At 67.0% G+C, this 16,104-nt stretch carries 16 protein-coding genes; 7 read left to right on the top strand and 9 right to left on the bottom strand.

Annotated elements, in window-relative coordinates; all coding sequences use genetic code 11:
- Both AC1DOX_RS16430 and AC1DOX_RS16425 read left to right on the top strand, forming a co-directional pair.
- On the top strand, positions 1-381 hold a 381-nt coding region (locus tag AC1DOX_RS16430), incomplete at its 5' end, for a copper resistance protein CopQ (protein WP_441618556.1).
- 293 nt (positions 382-674) lie between these two features.
- Positions 675-1,274 carry a TetR/AcrR family transcriptional regulator gene (locus AC1DOX_RS16425; RefSeq protein WP_441618554.1) on the top strand — a complete coding sequence of 200 codons (600 nt, stop codon included), beginning with the start codon at positions 675-677 and terminating at the stop codon, positions 1,272-1,274.
- A 58-nt stretch (positions 1,275-1,332) separates the two neighbouring features.
- Here AC1DOX_RS16425 and AC1DOX_RS16420 read toward each other — a convergent pair whose 3' ends face one another.
- The 8 genes from AC1DOX_RS16420 to AC1DOX_RS16385 form a co-directional block, all read right to left on the bottom strand.
- Positions 1,333-2,094, bottom strand: coding sequence for an alpha/beta fold hydrolase (locus tag AC1DOX_RS16420; RefSeq protein ID WP_477101447.1), 762 nt, complete (start codon positions 2,092-2,094; stop codon positions 1,333-1,335).
- The gene (locus AC1DOX_RS16415) at positions 2,091-3,122 is read right to left on the bottom strand and encodes a M14 family zinc carboxypeptidase (RefSeq protein ID WP_441618550.1); all 1,032 of its coding nucleotides are present in this window, start codon (positions 3,120-3,122) and stop codon (positions 2,091-2,093) included. Before AC1DOX_RS16415 ends, AC1DOX_RS16420 begins: the two co-directional genes overlap by 4 nt.
- Positions 3,123-3,185: 63 nt before the next feature.
- Positions 3,186-4,100, bottom strand: a complete 915-nt coding sequence (locus AC1DOX_RS16410) for a LysR substrate-binding domain-containing protein (protein WP_441618548.1) — start codon at positions 4,098-4,100, stop codon at positions 3,186-3,188.
- 125 nt (positions 4,101-4,225) lie between these two features.
- Positions 4,226-6,373, bottom strand: coding sequence for a phosphocholine-specific phospholipase C (locus AC1DOX_RS16405; RefSeq protein WP_441618546.1), 2,148 nt, complete (start codon positions 6,371-6,373; stop codon positions 4,226-4,228).
- 86 nt (positions 6,374-6,459) lie between these two features.
- Complete coding sequence (locus AC1DOX_RS16400; RefSeq protein WP_441618544.1) at positions 6,460-6,627, bottom strand: hypothetical protein; 168 nt, start codon at positions 6,625-6,627, stop codon at positions 6,460-6,462.
- A 258-nt stretch (positions 6,628-6,885) separates the two neighbouring features.
- Positions 6,886-7,029: a DUF2474 domain-containing protein gene (locus AC1DOX_RS16395; protein WP_441618542.1), complete on the bottom strand. Its 144-nt coding sequence runs from the start codon at positions 7,027-7,029 to the stop codon at positions 6,886-6,888.
- Positions 7,029-8,036, bottom strand: a complete 1,008-nt coding sequence (gene cydB, locus AC1DOX_RS16390; protein WP_092140014.1) for a cytochrome d ubiquinol oxidase subunit II — start codon at positions 8,034-8,036, stop codon at positions 7,029-7,031. The genes AC1DOX_RS16395 and cydB overlap by 1 nt, the downstream gene beginning before the upstream one ends.
- A 4-nt stretch (positions 8,037-8,040) precedes the next feature.
- Positions 8,041-9,474 carry a cytochrome ubiquinol oxidase subunit I gene (locus AC1DOX_RS16385; RefSeq protein WP_441618540.1) on the bottom strand — a complete coding sequence of 478 codons (1,434 nt, stop codon included), beginning with the start codon at positions 9,472-9,474 and terminating at the stop codon, positions 8,041-8,043.
- 468 nt (positions 9,475-9,942) lie between these two features.
- Between AC1DOX_RS16385 and AC1DOX_RS16380 the strand changes: the two genes are divergently transcribed.
- A complete protein-coding gene (locus AC1DOX_RS16380; RefSeq protein ID WP_441618538.1) occupies positions 9,943-10,428 on the top strand; it encodes a hypothetical protein in 486 nt (161 codons plus the stop codon).
- A gap of 167 nt (positions 10,429-10,595) precedes the next feature.
- Here the strand turns inward: AC1DOX_RS16380 and AC1DOX_RS16375 are convergent, their stop codons facing one another.
- A complete protein-coding gene (locus AC1DOX_RS16375) occupies positions 10,596-11,741 on the bottom strand; it encodes a DSD1 family PLP-dependent enzyme (RefSeq protein WP_441618536.1) in 1,146 nt (381 codons plus the stop codon).
- 313 nt (positions 11,742-12,054) lie between these two features.
- Here AC1DOX_RS16375 and AC1DOX_RS16370 point away from each other — a divergent pair, with 313 nt between their 5' ends.
- The 4 genes from AC1DOX_RS16370 to AC1DOX_RS16355 all read left to right on the top strand — a co-directional run bounded on the left by AC1DOX_RS16370 (position 12,055) and on the right by AC1DOX_RS16355 (position 16,073).
- Positions 12,055-13,413, top strand: a complete 1,359-nt coding sequence (locus AC1DOX_RS16370) for a tetratricopeptide repeat protein (RefSeq protein ID WP_441618534.1) — start codon at positions 12,055-12,057, stop codon at positions 13,411-13,413.
- 14 nt (positions 13,414-13,427) lie between these two features.
- Positions 13,428-13,832 carry a DUF6152 family protein gene (locus tag AC1DOX_RS16365; protein WP_441618532.1) on the top strand — a complete coding sequence of 135 codons (405 nt, stop codon included), beginning with the start codon at positions 13,428-13,430 and terminating at the stop codon, positions 13,830-13,832.
- A gap of 9 nt (positions 13,833-13,841) precedes the next feature.
- Positions 13,842-14,342 carry a DUF6644 family protein gene (locus AC1DOX_RS16360; RefSeq protein ID WP_441618530.1) on the top strand — a complete coding sequence of 167 codons (501 nt, stop codon included), beginning with the start codon at positions 13,842-13,844 and terminating at the stop codon, positions 14,340-14,342.
- Positions 14,343-14,525: 183 nt separating this feature from the next.
- Positions 14,526-16,073: a methyl-accepting chemotaxis protein gene (locus AC1DOX_RS16355; RefSeq protein ID WP_441618528.1), complete on the top strand. Its 1,548-nt coding sequence runs from the start codon at positions 14,526-14,528 to the stop codon at positions 16,071-16,073.
- Positions 16,074-16,104 lie beyond the last annotated feature (31 nt).

Raw genomic sequence — 16,104 nt, 5'->3', positions numbered from 1 at the left:
GGCGCCCGCGTGAACGACCAACGTAGCCCGTTCACCGACGGCGCCCGTGTCGGCAAGACCGACCCCTACACCGATGGTGCCCGCATCGTCGCCGGTCTGGATCGCACCGGTGTATCGGCCACCCCGGCCCGCAGCGCTGACCCGTACCTCGACGGCGCCCGCGTGACGAACCGCGATGGCTATACGGACGGTGCCCGCACGGCTGACCCGTACACCGACGGTGCACGCTTCGTCGCCGGGCTGGATCGCGTAGGCGTATCGGCCAGCCCGGCCCGCAAGGTTGATCCGTATCTGGACGGCGCCCGTGGCAATGCCCCGCGCAACCCGTTCTATGACGGTGCCCGCCAGTTCGATGTCTTCACCGACGGCGCGCTGGCCTGAGTTGGCGAATTAACGGAAGCGGATTCGCCGCCGGACGCGGCGAATCGCAGCGATGATCCATGCAGCACGGCAGGCGGGGCCTCACAAGGGCTCCGGCCTGCTTTTTCCGGGGAGCACTAATATGAAGACGATTGGTCACGACGCCCTGATTCTGGGCGGATGGATGGCAATCTGCCTCGCCAGTGGTTCCGCCGTCACTCTTGTGGTGCAGACACTGGCACTTTGAGGCCAGGCATTGACTCCGGGAAAATCCCCGGTTGAGTATCTATCTTCACGTAGATAAACTGCCCCACATGAAAACGCAACCTGTCCGCGAGCAACTGCTCGAACACACGCTGGTACTGATCCGCCGTCGTGGTTTCAACGGTTTCAGCTATCGCGACCTGGCCGAGCTGGTGGGCGTCAAGACCTCCAGCATTCACTATTACTTCCCGTCCAAGGACGACCTGGTCCTGGAAGCGGTGAAGGAATACAGCGCGCGGATCTCGGCGCGCCTGAGCGGTATCGATCCGGCATTGCCGGTGCTGGAACAGGCGAAGCAGTACCTCGACCCGATTCGCGAGACCTGTGGATCGGACCAGATCTGCCTGGCCGGCATGCTGTCGACGGAAGTCCTGTGCCTGCCCGAGCCCGTGCACAAGGTGCTGAAGGATTTCTATCGGATCAATGAAGCCTGGCTGGCCAAACTGCTTGAGCGTGGCCAGAAGGAACGCGATACGCCGTACCCGGTGCCGCCCGAGATGCTGGCGCAGGTGCTTTACGGCGCGCTGCAGAACGGGCTGATTGCTGCGCGCCTGTTCGGCACGCAGGAACGGCTGGAAGCCGCGGCGGAAACGCTGCTCGGTGCGCTGTGCAACAAGCGGGCTGCCGCGCTGCTCGAAGCCCACGCCTGATCGAATTCGCCTGTTGAAGAAAAGCCGCCGGATGGTTGACCCCATCCGGCGGCTTTTTTCATTGGGACGTCCCGTTCAGCTGGCTGGCCACGGCGTCACATAACCAGGCTTCGTCATCGTGCGGCAGATCGTGGCCGGCCCACGGATGTCGCAGGTGGCGTGCCTGCCACGCAGCCGCCAGCCGTGCCGAACAGGCCGGGTTGACCAGTTGGTCGGCATCGGACGACAGGATCAGCGTCGGGCACGCGGGTGGCTTCGCGCTGGCGCGATAGCGCGCCGCAGCCAGCAGTTGCCGTGCCGCCGCCGCCCGCGTGACCGGAGCGCTCTGGCCGATATGGACCCACTCCGCGAGGTCCGCATCACGCGCATCCATCCGCTCGCAGGTCAGCCGGTGCACCGTGCGCTCGCAGCGCGCGCGGTCATGCCAGTGATTGGCCATGCCAAGGATCGCCGCCCAGTTCTGCGGCCGCAGCCGCTCCGTTACCGTGCTGAACGGGCGCATGCTCGTGTTGATCAGCACCAGCGCGGCGACTTCCGACGGATATGCTTGTGCCCAGTCGGTCGCCACCATCGCCCCCAGTGACATCGCCAGGACGCGGCAGGGCGCGCCCACGCCCGCACTGGCATCGCGCGCCGACGCGCGCACCGCTTCCACCATCCCGCGTACATCGGCAGGCACCGGCGCATCGCGCGCCGCGCCGTTGCCCGGCAAGTCGATCAGCACCGGGCGCCCCAGTCCGCGCGATTCCCACACGGCCGGCAGGCTCCCCCAATGCCTGGATTCGCGGGTTAGCCCGCGCAGGAAGATCCACGGGCTCATGGTGCGGGCTTGCTGTTCTGCCAGTGCGCGCGGGCCTGCGCCAGCAGTTGCTGGCGACGCTCGCCATGCGGCAGCCATCGCTCCTGAGCGAAGGCGATGCGCCCGAGAAAATCGAACAGGCTGACATGCCGGCGCAGCACGCGTGCCGTGCGGTGCGCCTTGATCGGGTTGAAGATGCCGGCGCGCGAGAACAATTGCCGCGGATTCTTCTTGATCCAGAGCCATGATCCCAGCTCCAGCGTCATCGGCAGGAACAGGCTGCCCGGCGGCGCGCGGTCATAGGCAAAGTCCCAGAGGTCGCCGTGCAGCAGGTACTGGTGGCTCTGCGGCTCGAAGGCGTAGCCGTGGTGCGGATGTGCCTGCTCGAACATCGTCTTGAGCAGGTACATCTCCGGCAGGTGTGCCATCGGCGTGTGCGTGCGCGCGTACGGAAACCAGATGCTGTCGCGCCAGCCGTAGCCCGAATGGCAGTCCACCGCGAAGCTGAGCGGCCGGCCCAGCAATTCCTGTTCGACCACGCGCAGCAGGGCCGCGCTTTCCGGCTCCATCGGCGCGCCGGCCCGGCCGCGATACCACGGCAGCCATGCGCCGATGCGCTGTCCGCCGGCCAGGAAAGGCACCGCGGCATCGGCGTTCTGGGGCGCGTTGCGCATCAGGTCCACGCCATTCGGATTGGCGCGCGTGGCCCCGTACATGCCGCCCGGATTGACGATCGGCATGAAAACCAGCCGCACGGTCTGCAGTTCTCGATGAAGCAGTTCGTCCCATTGCAGGCGGCACAGCACGGAGCGCATGTAGTCCAGTACCAGTTGCGTCCCGATGCGCTCCAGCCCGTGAATGCCGCCAAAGATGCCGATGGCGGGCGCGTCCGGCGCCTGCGTGCCGAGGCTTGCGACATGCACGGCGAACATGCGGCCCTGCACGGCCACCTCGCAGGCCACGCGGGTCTGGAACCACGGGGCGCCCATTTCCAGCAGCGCCAGCAACTGGTCGTACTCGGGAAAGCTAGGATGGCCCGGAGCGGTCATCGGCGAGGGTCGCTGAGGAGGGGGAGGGAAGGCGGCAGGAAGTTCAGTTCAACGCAGTTCGACTCAGTTCAATATAGGCGCTGGCGGCGGTGCCTCGCAACGGCGATCGGCGACGCTGCCGGGCAACACCAGGCAGTCGAGCAGCGCCACCAGCAGGCGGGTCTCGCGCCGGCTGCGGAGGCAGTACAGGTATTCATGGATGACGGGCGCGTGGCTGGCAAACGGCACCACGCTGAGCGCGGGATCGCGCGGCACCTCGCCCACCGGCATCACGCTGGCGCCCAGGTTGTGCCGGATCGCCTCGCAGATTGCCTCGCGGCTGCCGATGACCGTGTGTGCGGGCAGTTCCGCGCCGACGGTGGCCAGTGCGGCTTCGGTCGCCTCGCGCGTCATCGAGCCCTGTTCGCGTACCAGCAGGTGGCATGTGGTCAGTTCCGCCACTTCCACGCGCGGACGCCGCGCGAGCGGATGCACGGGATGGACCACCAGCACCATCGGGTCGGCGGCCAGCGTCACGCTGGCCAGCCGCGCATCGTCGACGGCGTGCGATGACACCGCGGCGTCGATGCGGTACTCGAACAGCGCGTCAAGCATCTGCCGGGAATTGCCCACCTCGATGCTGACGTCGATAGCCGGATACCGCTGCCGGAAGGCGGCCACGCTGCGCAGGATGTAGTAGGGGCCGGTCGCGCCGATGCGCAGGCTGCCAAAGCCCAGGTTGCCGGCATTGCGCAGCAGGAAGTCGGCATTGCTTTCCTGCCGCATCATATGCTCGGCCAGCGGCATCAGCGCGACGCCCACGTCGCTGAGGTCGACGCGGCTGGCGCGGCGATGAAACAACTCCACGCCATAGAGGTCCTCGAGCTGCCGGATGCGGCCCGTGACCGTGGGCTGGCTCACTCGCAATTGCCGCGCGGCGGTGGTGATGCTGCCCTGGCGCGCGACTTCGTAGAAGGTCATCAGCAAGTCGCCAAGCATGGGGTCTCATTCAGGAAGCAGGACGACCGGCGAGGCTAGCGCATGAATGTGACAGCGTGACGACCCCAGACGAAACGCGCGCGCCCCGCTCCGAAACGAGAGCAGGGCGCGCTGCGGTGAACGCCTTAAGCGCCCATCGCCGGATCGGAGATGGTGTGCGTGCCGTTCTCCAGCCGGCCCGCAAAGCGCCGCACAAAGCCGCCTTGCTGCGTGGTGACCGTGAAGTCGTACCAGTTGCCCTGCGAGCTGACCGGCCAATGCTGGTCCAACTCCTTGCCCGCCGGCACCTCGAACGTCCACGGGCCGTCCGAGCGGTAGGCGTTGGGGGTGACGGTGAACGTGCAGGTGGCCGTGCCGCGATTGATCAGCGTCAGCCAGACTTGCGCGTTGGCCTCGTCGTAGCACACGCGGATCTCGGGCGCCGCGCCGCCGCCGGCCGCCTTCTGTGCACTGACGTCGCCGACGAAGGCGCGGTGGAAGCCGTTCGGCCCCAGCACCCACAGGTCATACCGGCCATTGTCCGTGGCAAACACATCCCACTTCGCGTCGATCTCCTTGCCGGATTCCAGCGCATACCGGCGCGGCACATCGCCCAGGTGCAGGCGGTCGTAGACGTGGAACACGGCGGCTTGCGCGCCATCGTTCTTGAACTTGAGCCACATCGTGCGATTGACTGGGTCTTCCAGGCCGCTGGCATGCAGCGTGTAGGGCAGCGCGCGCGAGGGACGCGTGCCGGCGGCCTGTTTTGGCATGACTTGCGTGGCGACGGACGGTGTCGGGATCTGCGTCAGCGCGTCCTGCGCGGCGCGCTGGCTGTCGGCGTCGGTCTTCAGCAACGGCGTGAAAGCCAGGGCCGCATTGCCGTTCGGGTTGACGAAGTCGAACGCGGTCATCAGGTCGCCCATGACCGCCCGGCGATAGGGACTGATATTGGTCTCCGCCACACCGAAGCGCGCCTCCAGGAAGCGCAGCACGGACGTGTGGTCGAACACCTGCGAATTCACCCAGCCGCCGCGGCTCCACGGCGAGACCACGTACATCGGCACGCGCGGCCCCGGGCCGAATGGCGTGTGATCGACGCTGTAGTACTCCGCCTTGGCATCCATCGTGGTGCCGCCGACCGGATTACCAGCGGCGTCCAGCGCCGGCGCGCACGGCGGCGGCATGTGGTCGAAGAAGCCGTCGTTCTCGTCGAAGTTGATCAGCAGGACGGTCTTGCTCCAGACATCGGGATTGGCCGTCAGCGCGTCTAGCACCTGCTGCGTGTACCACGCGCCTTGCACCGGGCTTGACGGCCCCGGGTGCTCCGAATACGTGGCCGGCGCCACCACCCACGAGACCTGCGGCAGCGTGCCTGCCGCGATATCGTCGCGCAGCGACTGCAGGAAGCCACCGTCCGGCATGGTGTTGGCGATCCCCTTGAACAACGGATTGGCCGCATCGGCAGCCGGCGTGTAGGCGGGGTAGGGCGCACCGTCGATGGCGTTGCCTGCGGCCGCATTGGCGGCGCGATATTGCGCAAAGCCGGCCAGCGGGTTGTCGGTGAAGTTGTCCGGCATGTTCTGGTAGACCTTCCAGCTCACGCCGGCGGTCTGCAGGCGCTCCGGGTAAGTGGTCCACGTGTAGTTGATGCCGGTGGCGTCGAGCGAATCGCCGCTGTTGTCGATCACGGGGCCGCCCTTCTGGCCGAACGGATCGTTGGTGCCGGTCCAGTGATATAGCCGGTTGGTGTTGGTGCCGCCGTGGAAGCTGCAGTGATAGGCGTCGCAGAGCGTGAAGGCGTTGGCCAGCGCGAACTGGAAGCCAAGCTCCTGCTCCGTGTAGTAGCCCATCGACTGCGTCTTCTTGGCCGTCGGCCAAGCGCTCATGCGGCCGAGATCCCAGGCGGCCTGCCCATCGGGCTGGCTGTGCGGGGTGCCGCTGACGCGCTGCGCGTTGCCGGCCTTGCTGTCGAGGTGATAGGGCAGCACCACGCGGTTGGTGTTGCCGCTGGCGTAGGTCTGCTGGAAAACGGTGCGGCCGCCCGGCAGCGGGATCGGGAAGCGATCGCCAAAGCCGCGCACGCCCTTGAGCGTGCCGAAGTAGTTATCGAACGAGCGGTTTTCCTGCATCAGGATCACCACGTACTGGACGTCGCGAATGGACTTGGTGACGTTGTTGGCCGGAATTGCCAGCGCGCGGCGAATGGCCGGCGGAAAGGCGGCAAGCGCCGCGGTGGCGGCGGCGCTGCCGCCAGCCATCTTCAGGAAATTGCGTCGGCTACTGGAGTTCATGTCTGGGCTGCCCTGAGTGTTCTTGTGAGGAGGACGTGCGGGATGACGGTCGGATCGGTGATCGGATCGGTGGTCGGAGGGCGGGCTCAGGGCGCGCACTTCATTTGCGGCTTGGGCGTGTTGCCCGGATCGCCGGCGGGCGGCTTGCTGCCGTCGTCGTCACCGCCGCAGGCGGTCAGTGCCGCGCACAACAGTAGGGCGGCCAGCGCGCCCAGGGGGCGGGCGCGGGCAATGGTGCGGATTGCGTGGATCATGTTCGTCTCTCTTGCGGAGGAGGAGTGGACGCGTCATGCGTCCCGTGGCATATCGCGCTGACCGCGATGTGCTCCGCAGAGTACGGATGGGGCTTGTCGGCGCAGTGACATCAGGGCAAAGAATCCTGATGGCGACATTCGCCAATTTGCGGGGCCATGGCTGGAGATGGCCGGGAGGTGGCCCGGAAGGGGGGGCCGGGGGGTGAGCGCGGGAAAAGAGCGCGGGCCGCGCGGCGCCGAGGGGCGCTGGCGGCGCGCCTAGCGGTGCATGCCCGCCAACTGCATCACCCCGCGCAGCAGCCACGCCGCCACGCCCAGCGCGACCACGCTGCCGGCCCAGATCAGCACCAGCCAGCCCAGCCGGCGCAGCCAGCGCGGCACGTGTTGCGGCGGCCTATGCATCAGTGATAGCCCTCGCCGTGCCGGACCTTGCCACGGAACACGTAGTAGGCCCAGACCGTGTACATCAGGATGAACGGGATGATGAACAGCGCGCCGACCAGTGCGAAGCCCTGGCTCTGCGGCGGCGCCGCGGCGTCCCAGATCGAGATATGGGGCGGCACGATGTTGGGCCATACGCTGATCGCCAGCCCGCTGTAGCCCAGGAACACCAGCCCCAGCGCATACAGGAACGGCGTGACATGCGCGTCGCGACGCAGCGCGCGCATCAGCATCGCCATGCAGATGGCCACCAGCAGCGGCACCGGCGAGAACCAGATCAGGTTCGGCAGCTGGAACCACCGTTCGGCGATGGCCGGATGCGTCAGCGGCGTCCACAGGCTGATCGCCCCGATGACCGCCAGCAACACCCACGCCAGGCGGCTGGTCACGTGCTTCATGCGGTCATGCAGCGGGCCCTCCGTCTTCATGATCAGCCACGTGCTGCCCAGCACCGAATAAGCCACCACGACCCCCACGCCACAGAACAGGGGGAACGGCGCCACCCAGTCCAGCGGGCCGCCCGTGTACATGCCGCGCTCGACGGGGATGCCGTCGATATAGGCGCCCAGTGCCACACCCTGGAAGAACGCGGCGACGAGCGATCCGACAATGAACGACAGATCCCACACCGGCCGCTCGCGGTCGTTGGCCTTGAAGCGGAACTCGAACGCCACGCCGCGGAAGATCAGGCCCAGCAGCATCAGCACCAGCGGCAGGTACAGCGCGGACAGCACGACCGAATAGGCGAGCGGGAAGGCGGCTAGCAGCCCGGCGCCGCCGAGCACGAGCCACGTCTCGTTGCCGTCCCAGACCGGCGCCACGGTGTTCATCATCACGTCGCGGTCATGGCGATCGGGCACGAAGGCGAACAGCATGCCGATGCCGAGGTCGAAGCCATCCATCACCACATACATCATCACGCCGAAGAAGATGATGAGGACCCAGAGGAGCGAAAGATCGATACCCATGATGTCAGCTCCCGGTGCGTGCGGTGGCAGGGCGCACATCGTCGTCGATGGCGGACAGCGGTCGCGCGGGCTTGTGGTCGGGTGGCGGCTCCGTGACGCCTTCGGGCGGATCGCCCTCATGCTCCTGCGGACCCTTGCGCACCAGCCGCAGCATGTAGGCGATCCCCACGCCGAACACGAACACATACGAGACCACGAACAGCGCCACGGTGAACGTCATCTCCGGCACGCCGTGCGGCGTGACCGCATCGGCGGTGCGCATCAGGCCATAGACCACCCACGGCTGGCGCCCGATCTCGGTGGTGAACCAGCCCGCCAGCAACGCGATCAGGCCGGTCGGCCCCATCCACAGCGCCATGCGCAGGAATGCGCGGGAGCGGAACAGCGCCTCGCCACGCCGGAGCAGAAGGCTCCAGGCGCCCAGCGCGATCATCAGCAGGCCCAGTCCGACCATCACGCGAAAGCTCCAGAACAGGATGGTCGCGTTAGGACGATCCCCGGGCGGGAATTCCTTGAGCCCGGGAATCTGTCCGTCCAGGGTGTGCGTCAGGATCAGGCTGCCGAGCCTGGGGATCTCCACGGCGAAGCGGGTTTCCTCGCGCTGCATGTCGGGCCAGCCGAACAGTAGCAGCGGCAGCGGTTCGTTGCCCGTGTTCTCCCAATGCCCTTCCAGCGCCGCGATCTTGGCGGGCTGATGTTCCAGCGTGTTCAGCCCGTGCATGTCGCCGATCACCGCCTGGATGGGCGCGACGATCAGCAGCATCCACATCGCCATCGACAGCATCTTGCGGATGGCCGCGTTGTCGCGGCCGCGCAGCAGGTGCCAGGCGGCGGAGGCGCCGACGAACAGCGCGGTGGCCAGGAAGGCGGCCACGCTCATATGGGCCAGCCGGTAGGGGAACGACGGGTTGAAGATCACGGCGATCCAGTCCGTGGGGATCACGCGGCCATTGACGATCTCGAAGCCTTGCGGCGTCTGCATCCAGCTGTTGGACGCCAGGATCCACGTGGCGGAGATCAGCGTGCCCAGCGCCACCATCAGCGTCGAGACAAAGTGCAGCGCGGGGCCCACCTTGTTCCAGCCGAACAGCATCACGCCCAGGAAGCCGGCCTCCAGGAAGAACGCGGTCAGCACCTCGTAGGTCAGCAACGGGCCGGTGATGCTGCCCGCGAATTCGGAGAAGAAGCTCCAGTTGGTGCCGAACTGGTACGCCATGACCAGCCCTGACACCACGCCCATGCCGAAGTTGACCGCGAAGATCTTGGACCAGAAGTGGTAGAGATCACGATAGACCGGATTGCGCGTGCGCAGCCAGCAGCCTTCCAGCACGGCCAGGTACGAGGCCATGCCGATGGTGATGGCCGGAAAGATGATGTGGAACGAGATCGTGAAGCCGAACTGGAAGCGGGCGAGGTCGAGCGCGGTGAAGCCTGGCATGTGATGTCCTCCGGAGCGCGGGCCATCGCGCATCGCCTGCACAGCACCCACGTCAAGCGTAGTGCACATGCCGGGGTGCGCAAGGAGCGAGGGTGCTCCCGGCTGCACAACGGATCTCCTGTGGAAGAACCAGTTGCCATGCTAGGGCACGCTACCCGAGAATAACAGCATCAATATGCGACGAAAAAACCGGATCAGTTTGCGCGAATGTGCTGCGATGCACCAATCCGTGTGCTATGGTTTTAGACGTTTCCCTCCAGCTTGCGAATCATGAATTGCGCCGCATCTGCTCAATGTTTTCCGGGAAGCCGCGCCAGCTTTGGCCCGCAGGACGAATGGGTAAAAGCGGGCCGGAGCATGTGCCGCTGTTGCCATTTTTGTTGCAGTCGCAATACCGCATGACCTTGCTTGTGGCGGAGGCTTCCCGCCACCAATCTGGAAGCGGTAGGCGCTTGCAGGAGTAGCAACATGAACACCGAATCACGCTATGTCTGGCATTACACCGTTGGCACGCCGCTGGCCGCCATCGCACAGTCCGGCCGGCTTGTGCCTGCGGCGGCACACGTCTGGCCCACCCGGGGGGGTGAACAGGAGATCCTCTGGTTTTCGCGTAACCAGCAATGGGACCCGTCGGCCAGCAAGGACGACTGCCTGAGCGAGGCACGTCACACGCTGTCGCGCTCGGGGCTGCATGCGCGCTTCGGGCTGTACCGGTTTGGCCTGTCGGCCAATGACATCCGCCTGCTGCCCTGGCCGACGATCACGCGCGTGGCCGACATCGATGTGCCCGAGGCCATGACGATGGTGGCCAGCGGCCTGCGCTGCGGCGCGGCGCCGACGGACTGGCTGGGCACGATGTCCGGCATTCCGCTGGCCGATCTGCGCTTCGAGGCGTGGACCGGCACCGAATGGCGCACGGCCGACCTCAACGACGTGGCCGCGCAACTCGCCTGAGCCCGGGTGCCGGCGTCGGCGCCCGAACCCCCAAACCTCCCAGTCTCCAGACCACCCAGCCACTGCGATCCAGCGTAGGCGCTGGATTCATAGCCGCCGAATCACCGGGCCAAATCCCCGGTATCAGACCCGCAGCACCCGATTCCCGGCGACTCGCCGCCGGACTTCTAGCGGCTCAGCCCACGCGCCGCAATCGGCCACACGCTTTCCACCACGCCCGCGCGGATGCCCACGATCTCGTCGTAGAGGTTGAGTGTGGGATCGCAGTGGCCGGGCACCAGCATCACGCGGCTGCCAAGCGCCGGCAGGTCGCTCCGGCTCGCCGTCCGAGGCCTGACGATGCCGTGCTCGTCGTTGGCCGCCACATAGTCCAGCGTCTGCGACGCAGCGCCATCGGCCCAGACCCAGGGCAACCCCGAATCCACGGCCATCGACTTCAGCCCGGCATCCAGCACCACGCGATCGCCAGCAGCCACGCTCATCACCGTGGTGGCGATAAACAGGCTGTGGTCGAAGCGCAGCGCGCCGGCATATGCATTGCTACCGTAGTCCGCATCCATGAAGACATAAGAGCCCGGCTGGATCTCGGTGTACACGCCGCTGCCCAGGTCGAACTCCACGCTGCCGCTGCCACCGCCGGTGACCACCTCGCAGTGAACCCCGGCCGCTTCCAATTGCGTCAGCACGGCGCCCGTGCGGCCAGCGGCCTGCGCGGCCGCCTCGCGCCGTCCGGCCCAGTCGCGCAAATGCTGGATACCGCCGTGGTAGGCCTGCAGCCCCCGCAGCCGGAGCGTCGCGTGGGCGGCGATGCGTTCCACCAGTTTCAGCGCCGCATCGGCATCGGCCACGCCACAACGGTTCTGGCCGACGTCGATCTCCACGAACACATCGAGCGTAGTGCCGGCGGCCTGCGTGGCCGCGGCCAGCGCTTGCACCTGCGAGGCATCGTCCACGCAGACGCTCAGTCGCGCGTGCCGGGCCAGCGTTGCCAGCAGCGCCGCCTTGGCCGGACCGGCGATTTCATTGCTGATGTGGATGTCGCGGATGCCGGCGCGCACGAATGGCACGGCCTCGCTGACCTTCTGGCAGCAAATGCCAACGGCGCCCCGCGCCACCTGTGCCAGCGCGATGTCGGGGCACTTGTGGGCCTTGGCATGGGGGCGCAAGTGCACACCGGCCTGGTCGGCGGCCGCCTGCATGCGCTCCACGTTGCGCGTGAAAACGTCCAGATCCAGCACCAGCGAGGGCGTATCGATGGCGTCGGCGGGCTGGCCGGGCCGGGCGGCGGGCGGGAGATCGAAGGCGATGGGCATGGTAGTTGGCATCGGGTGGAGGTGGCGGGCAGAAGAATGAGGCGAGAGCCGGGCAGATCAATCAGGGCGCGGGTTCCGGCTTGAACGATCCGTTGCGAACGATCCGGGGCGCGGAACCGGCGCGAGCGACAGCGTAGCATGCGCGGCGCCGGCGTCTCACCGCGGCGCCAACGGTGTGCCAACGACGCACCCGCGATGCGCCAATGGGTCCCCTCCGGCACCCCGATACTCAGGGACGCCCCGCCTTGCGCTGCATCCGTTCTCAACTAGGATGGTGGTTGGATGTCCGGTCCGGCAAACAAGGGGTGGCGCCATGACACAGGTGGACGCAAGAGGCTTGCAAGTCTCCACGAGCAATCCGCAATCGATCGCGCGCTTCGAGAAGGCGCTGACGCTATTGCACGGGTATTACGGCGATCCATTAGGCGCCATCGATGCGGCCCTGATCGACGATCCCGATTTCGCGATGGGCCATGCCCTGCGCGCGGGCCTGATGGTCACGTCGGGCGATGGCACCGCCGAGGCGATGCTGCGCCAGAGCGTGGAGGCCGGCGAATCCATCCGCACCGGGCCCAATGACCGCGAGCGTCGCCATATTGCCGCGGCACGCGCCTGGCTGGACGGCCGGTTCGCGCAAGCCGTCCAGGCCTATGGCGACATCGCCATCGACTATCCGCGGGACATCCTGGCGATCCAGGTCGCCCACCTCGGCGATTTCCTGCTGGGCCAGTCGTCCATGCTGCGCGACCGCATCGCGCAGGTGCTGCCCCACTGGGACCGGGACCTACCGGGCTATGGCTACCTGCTGGGCATGCACGCGTTTGGCCTGGAGGAGATGAATCGCTACGAGGACGCCGAGGCGCGCGGGCGCGAAGCCGTGGCGCTGAACCCGCGCGATCCGTGGGCGATCCATGCCGTGGCCCATGTGATGGAGATGCAGGGGCGGCTCGATACCGGGATCGACTGGCTGCAGGCGCGCACCGCCGACTGGGCCGAGGACAACATGCTGGCCGTCCACAACTGGTGGCATCTTGCACTGTTCCTGATGGAGGAGGAGCGCTACGACGATGTGCTGAGGCTCTTTGACGATCACGTGAAGCGGCCGGCCCCTGCCATCGCGCTCGATCTCATCGACGCCTCCGCGCTGCTGTGGCGCCTGCATCTGCGCGGCGTGGACGTCGGCAATCGCTGGATCGACGTGGCCGAGGACTGGCACGCGCGCGGCGCGGCGGGTTATTACGCGTTCAATGACGTCCACGCGATCATGGCGTGCCTGGGCGCGGGCCGCACGGCCGACGTCGCGGAAATCCGCGCGGCCATGGCGGGCGCGGCGCTGGGCAGCGGCACCAACGCGATAATGACGCGCGACGTCGGCGTGCCCGTGGCCGACGCACTAATCGCCTTCGAGCGGGGCGACTACGGCACCACGATCGACCTGCTGATGCCGGTGCGCCTGATCGCCCATCGCTTTGGCGGCAGCCATGCGCAGCGCGACGTCTTCAACCTGACGCTGATCGAAGCCGCGCTGCGGGGTGGCCGCGCCAGCCTGGCCGAAGCCCTGGTCGCGGAACGCACCGCGGCGAAACCGATGAATCCCACGAATCCGAGCCTGGGCGCGCTGGCGCGTCGGGCCCGCGATAGCCGATCCGTAGTCCGATCCGTTACCCACTGACTGGAGATACGCTGATGCGCCAAACTACGCGACAAACCACGCGGAAAACCTTCCGGCAACTGACCCGTGCCACGCTGTTGCTGGCCGGCAGCGCCGCGCTGGTGGCAGCCAGTGTGCCTGCCATCGCCCATCATGGCTGGTCCACCTACGACGAGACCAAGCCGTTGACGGTGACCGGCAAAGTGGTGGAGTCCCGCTACGAGAACCCGCACGCGATGATCCGCGTGGACGCGCAGGGCAAGGAGTGGCTGGCCGTGCTGGCGCCGGTGTCACGCATGGAGTCGCGCGGCGCCACGGCGGAAAAAGTGGCGGTGGGTAAGCAGGTCACCATGATCGGCTACGCCAGCAAGGAAAAAGCCGGTGAAATGCGGGTGGAGCGGATCACGCTCGACGGCGGCCAGACGGTCGAGCTCCGCTAGGCGTCCGGCATGGAGCAACTGAGCGCATGGGGCGCCCAGCTCGCGGCGCTCCCGCTGTCCGTGGCGCTGCGGGCCTCCGCCTGGGCCTACCCGTTGCTGGAGATCGTGCACCTGGCCGGCATGGCGTTGCTGTTCGGGTCCATCGTCGTGGTCGATCTCCGGCTGGCGGGACTGGGGCGGCAATTGCCCGTGACCACGCTGCTGCGCCACGCGCTGCCGGCGTCGGTGGCCGGCTTCCTGGCGATCCTGGCCAGCGGCGCGTTGCTGTTCATGGCGCACGCCGACGAGCTCATCGTCAACCGGGCCTTCCTGGTCAAGCTGTTGCTGATCGGGCTGGGGCTGGCCAATGCCGCATGGTTCCACATGGGTCCCTACCGGCAGCTACATGCCGGCGATGCCGGATGGGAGACCGACCGGCCGCCGCCGGCCGGTGCACGCACGTGCGCCGTGTTGTCGCTGCTGACGTGGTCACTGGTGATCTGCGCGGGCCGGCTGATCGCCTACGTCTGAGCGTCCGTTTTTCGGTGGGTGCGGCCTGGCTGGCAGAAATGCGGCATCGGGTGCCCGTGTCCACACAAATTTCTGTTTCAAGCCAACAATTTGATGTAACGCAAATTGCGTGCAACGATGCTCAAGGTTGCTGGCGGGCCGTCGATAAGACTGAACTGGACCTGATCGAGTTGAGCCCCCCTCATGAACAACATAAGCATCCGCCATGGCCTGCTGGCCACCCTGGTGGTCTTCGGACTAATGATCGTCTTTGGCGCCGCGTTGGGCGTCAGCCAGTTGCACGCATCGAGTGCGTCCGCCGAGCGCATCCATCTGATCGCCCAGCGCGCCTTGCTGCTCAATGACGCGTACAAGGACATGACCCGCGCGCGCTCGGCGCTGACCCGTGCCTACAGCTCGGCCAAGGAAGGCGGCGGCGTCAATACGGACGCGATCGGCAGCGCGGAGAAATCGATCGGGAAGTCGACCGGGGAACTCGATGCCTTCGAGAAGGCCCCCGCCTTCCCCGGCCAGGACAGCTCCACGCGCGAGGAGATCGTCAGCGCGGGCCGTGTCCATATGGACGCCGTGCAGCGCGCGCTGAACGCACTGCGCAACAATGACCCGGCCGGTTACGCGGCGATCAACGACAAGGACATCACGTCGTCCGGTGCCAAGTATTCGGTCGGCGTAGAACGGTTCCAGGCGTTGGCGAGCCAGCTCAACGAGCAGGAGATCCACGACGATCGCAGCCGCCTCAGCCGCGTGGTGGTGCTGGTGATCGTCGGCTTGTCGGCGTCCGTGCTGCTGATCGTGGTGGTGCATCTGGCGCTGCGTCGCCTGGTGGTGGCGCCGCTGAACCAGGCCTGCGGCCTGATCATGCGCGTGGCGGACGGCGACCTGACCATCGAGGTGCCGCCGGCCGGCAAGAACGAGATCGGCCAGCTGCTGGGCGCGTTGTCGCGCATGCAGGCCGGCCTGACCCAGACGGTGATGAAAGTCCGCGCCGGGTCCGATGCCGTAACGATCGGCGCGCGCGAGATCGCCGCCGGCAATACCGATCTGTCGTCGCGCACGGAGGAGCAATCGTCCGCGCTGGAGCAGACCGCTGCCAGCATGGAGCAACTGACGTCCACCGTGGGCAACAACGCGGAGAGCGCCGCCCGCGCCAGCGAGCTGGCCCGCAACGCCGCCGACCTGGCGACGCGCGGTGGCGACGTGGTGCGCGGCGTGGTGCATACGATGAGTGAAATCAACGCCAGCTCGCAGAAGGTCGTCGACATCATCGGCGTCATCGACGGCATCGCCTTCCAGACCAATATCCTGGCACTGAACGCCGCCGTGGAAGCGGCGCGTGCGGGCGAGCAGGGCCGTGGCTTCGCGGTGGTGGCCGGTGAAGTGCGGGCGCTGGCCCAGCGCAGCGCCGGGGCAGCCAAGGAAATCAAGACGCTGATCGACTCGTCGGTGGGCAAGGTGGACGCGGGCAGCGCGCAGGTGGAGCAGGCCGGCAGCACCATCGAGGAGATCGTCGATGCGGTGAAGCGCCTGGCCGCGACGGTCAACGAGATCTCGGCGGCGTCGCAGGAGCAGTCCGGTGGCATCGTCCAGGTCAGCGAGGCGGTGTCGCAGATGGAGCAGGTGAACCAGCAAAACGCGGCGCTCGTGGAGCAGGCCGCCGCCGCGGCCGATTCGCTGGAGTCGCAGGCCAACCAGCTTGCCGCCGCGGTTACCACGTTCCGCCTGGCGGCCTGACGGTCGCAGCGCGTCTATCGTTCGCTGAACG

The organism is Cupriavidus sp. 01L415, assembly GCF_056400065.1.
The sequence above is the reverse complement of the archived record's forward strand: the minus strand, read 5'-3'. Positions and strand labels throughout refer to the sequence as shown.

Coding starts and splice junctions, on each gene's coding strand:
- AC1DOX_RS16375 (WP_441618536.1), bottom strand. CDS start 11,741: ATGCCCATCGCCTTCGATCTCCCGCCCGCCGCCCGGCCCGGCCAGCCC.
- AC1DOX_RS16400 (WP_441618544.1), bottom strand. CDS start 6,627: ATGATCCACGCAATCCGCACCATTGCCCGCGCCCGCCCCCTGGGCGCG.
- AC1DOX_RS16365 (WP_441618532.1), top strand. CDS start 13,428: ATGCGCCAAACTACGCGACAAACCACGCGGAAAACCTTCCGGCAACTG.
- cydB (WP_092140014.1), bottom strand. CDS start 8,036: ATGGGTATCGATCTTTCGCTCCTCTGGGTCCTCATCATCTTCTTCGGC.
- AC1DOX_RS16410 (WP_441618548.1), bottom strand. CDS start 4,100: ATGCTTGGCGACTTGCTGATGACCTTCTACGAAGTCGCGCGCCAGGGC.
- AC1DOX_RS16415 (WP_441618550.1), bottom strand. CDS start 3,122: ATGACCGCTCCGGGCCATCCTAGCTTTCCCGAGTACGACCAGTTGCTG.
- AC1DOX_RS16395 (WP_441618542.1), bottom strand. CDS start 7,029: ATGCATAGGCCGCCGCAACACGTGCCGCGCTGGCTGCGCCGGCTGGGC.
- AC1DOX_RS16355 (WP_441618528.1), top strand. CDS start 14,526: ATGAACAACATAAGCATCCGCCATGGCCTGCTGGCCACCCTGGTGGTC.
- AC1DOX_RS16370 (WP_441618534.1), top strand. CDS start 12,055: ATGACACAGGTGGACGCAAGAGGCTTGCAAGTCTCCACGAGCAATCCG.
- AC1DOX_RS16420 (WP_477101447.1), bottom strand. CDS start 2,094: ATGAGCCCGTGGATCTTCCTGCGCGGGCTAACCCGCGAATCCAGGCAT.
- AC1DOX_RS16385 (WP_441618540.1), bottom strand. CDS start 9,474: ATGCCAGGCTTCACCGCGCTCGACCTCGCCCGCTTCCAGTTCGGCTTC.
- AC1DOX_RS16360 (WP_441618530.1), top strand. CDS start 13,842: ATGGAGCAACTGAGCGCATGGGGCGCCCAGCTCGCGGCGCTCCCGCTG.
- AC1DOX_RS16380 (WP_441618538.1), top strand. CDS start 9,943: ATGAACACCGAATCACGCTATGTCTGGCATTACACCGTTGGCACGCCG.
- AC1DOX_RS16405 (WP_441618546.1), bottom strand. CDS start 6,373: ATGAACTCCAGTAGCCGACGCAATTTCCTGAAGATGGCTGGCGGCAGC.
- AC1DOX_RS16425 (WP_441618554.1), top strand. CDS start 675: ATGAAAACGCAACCTGTCCGCGAGCAACTGCTCGAACACACGCTGGTA.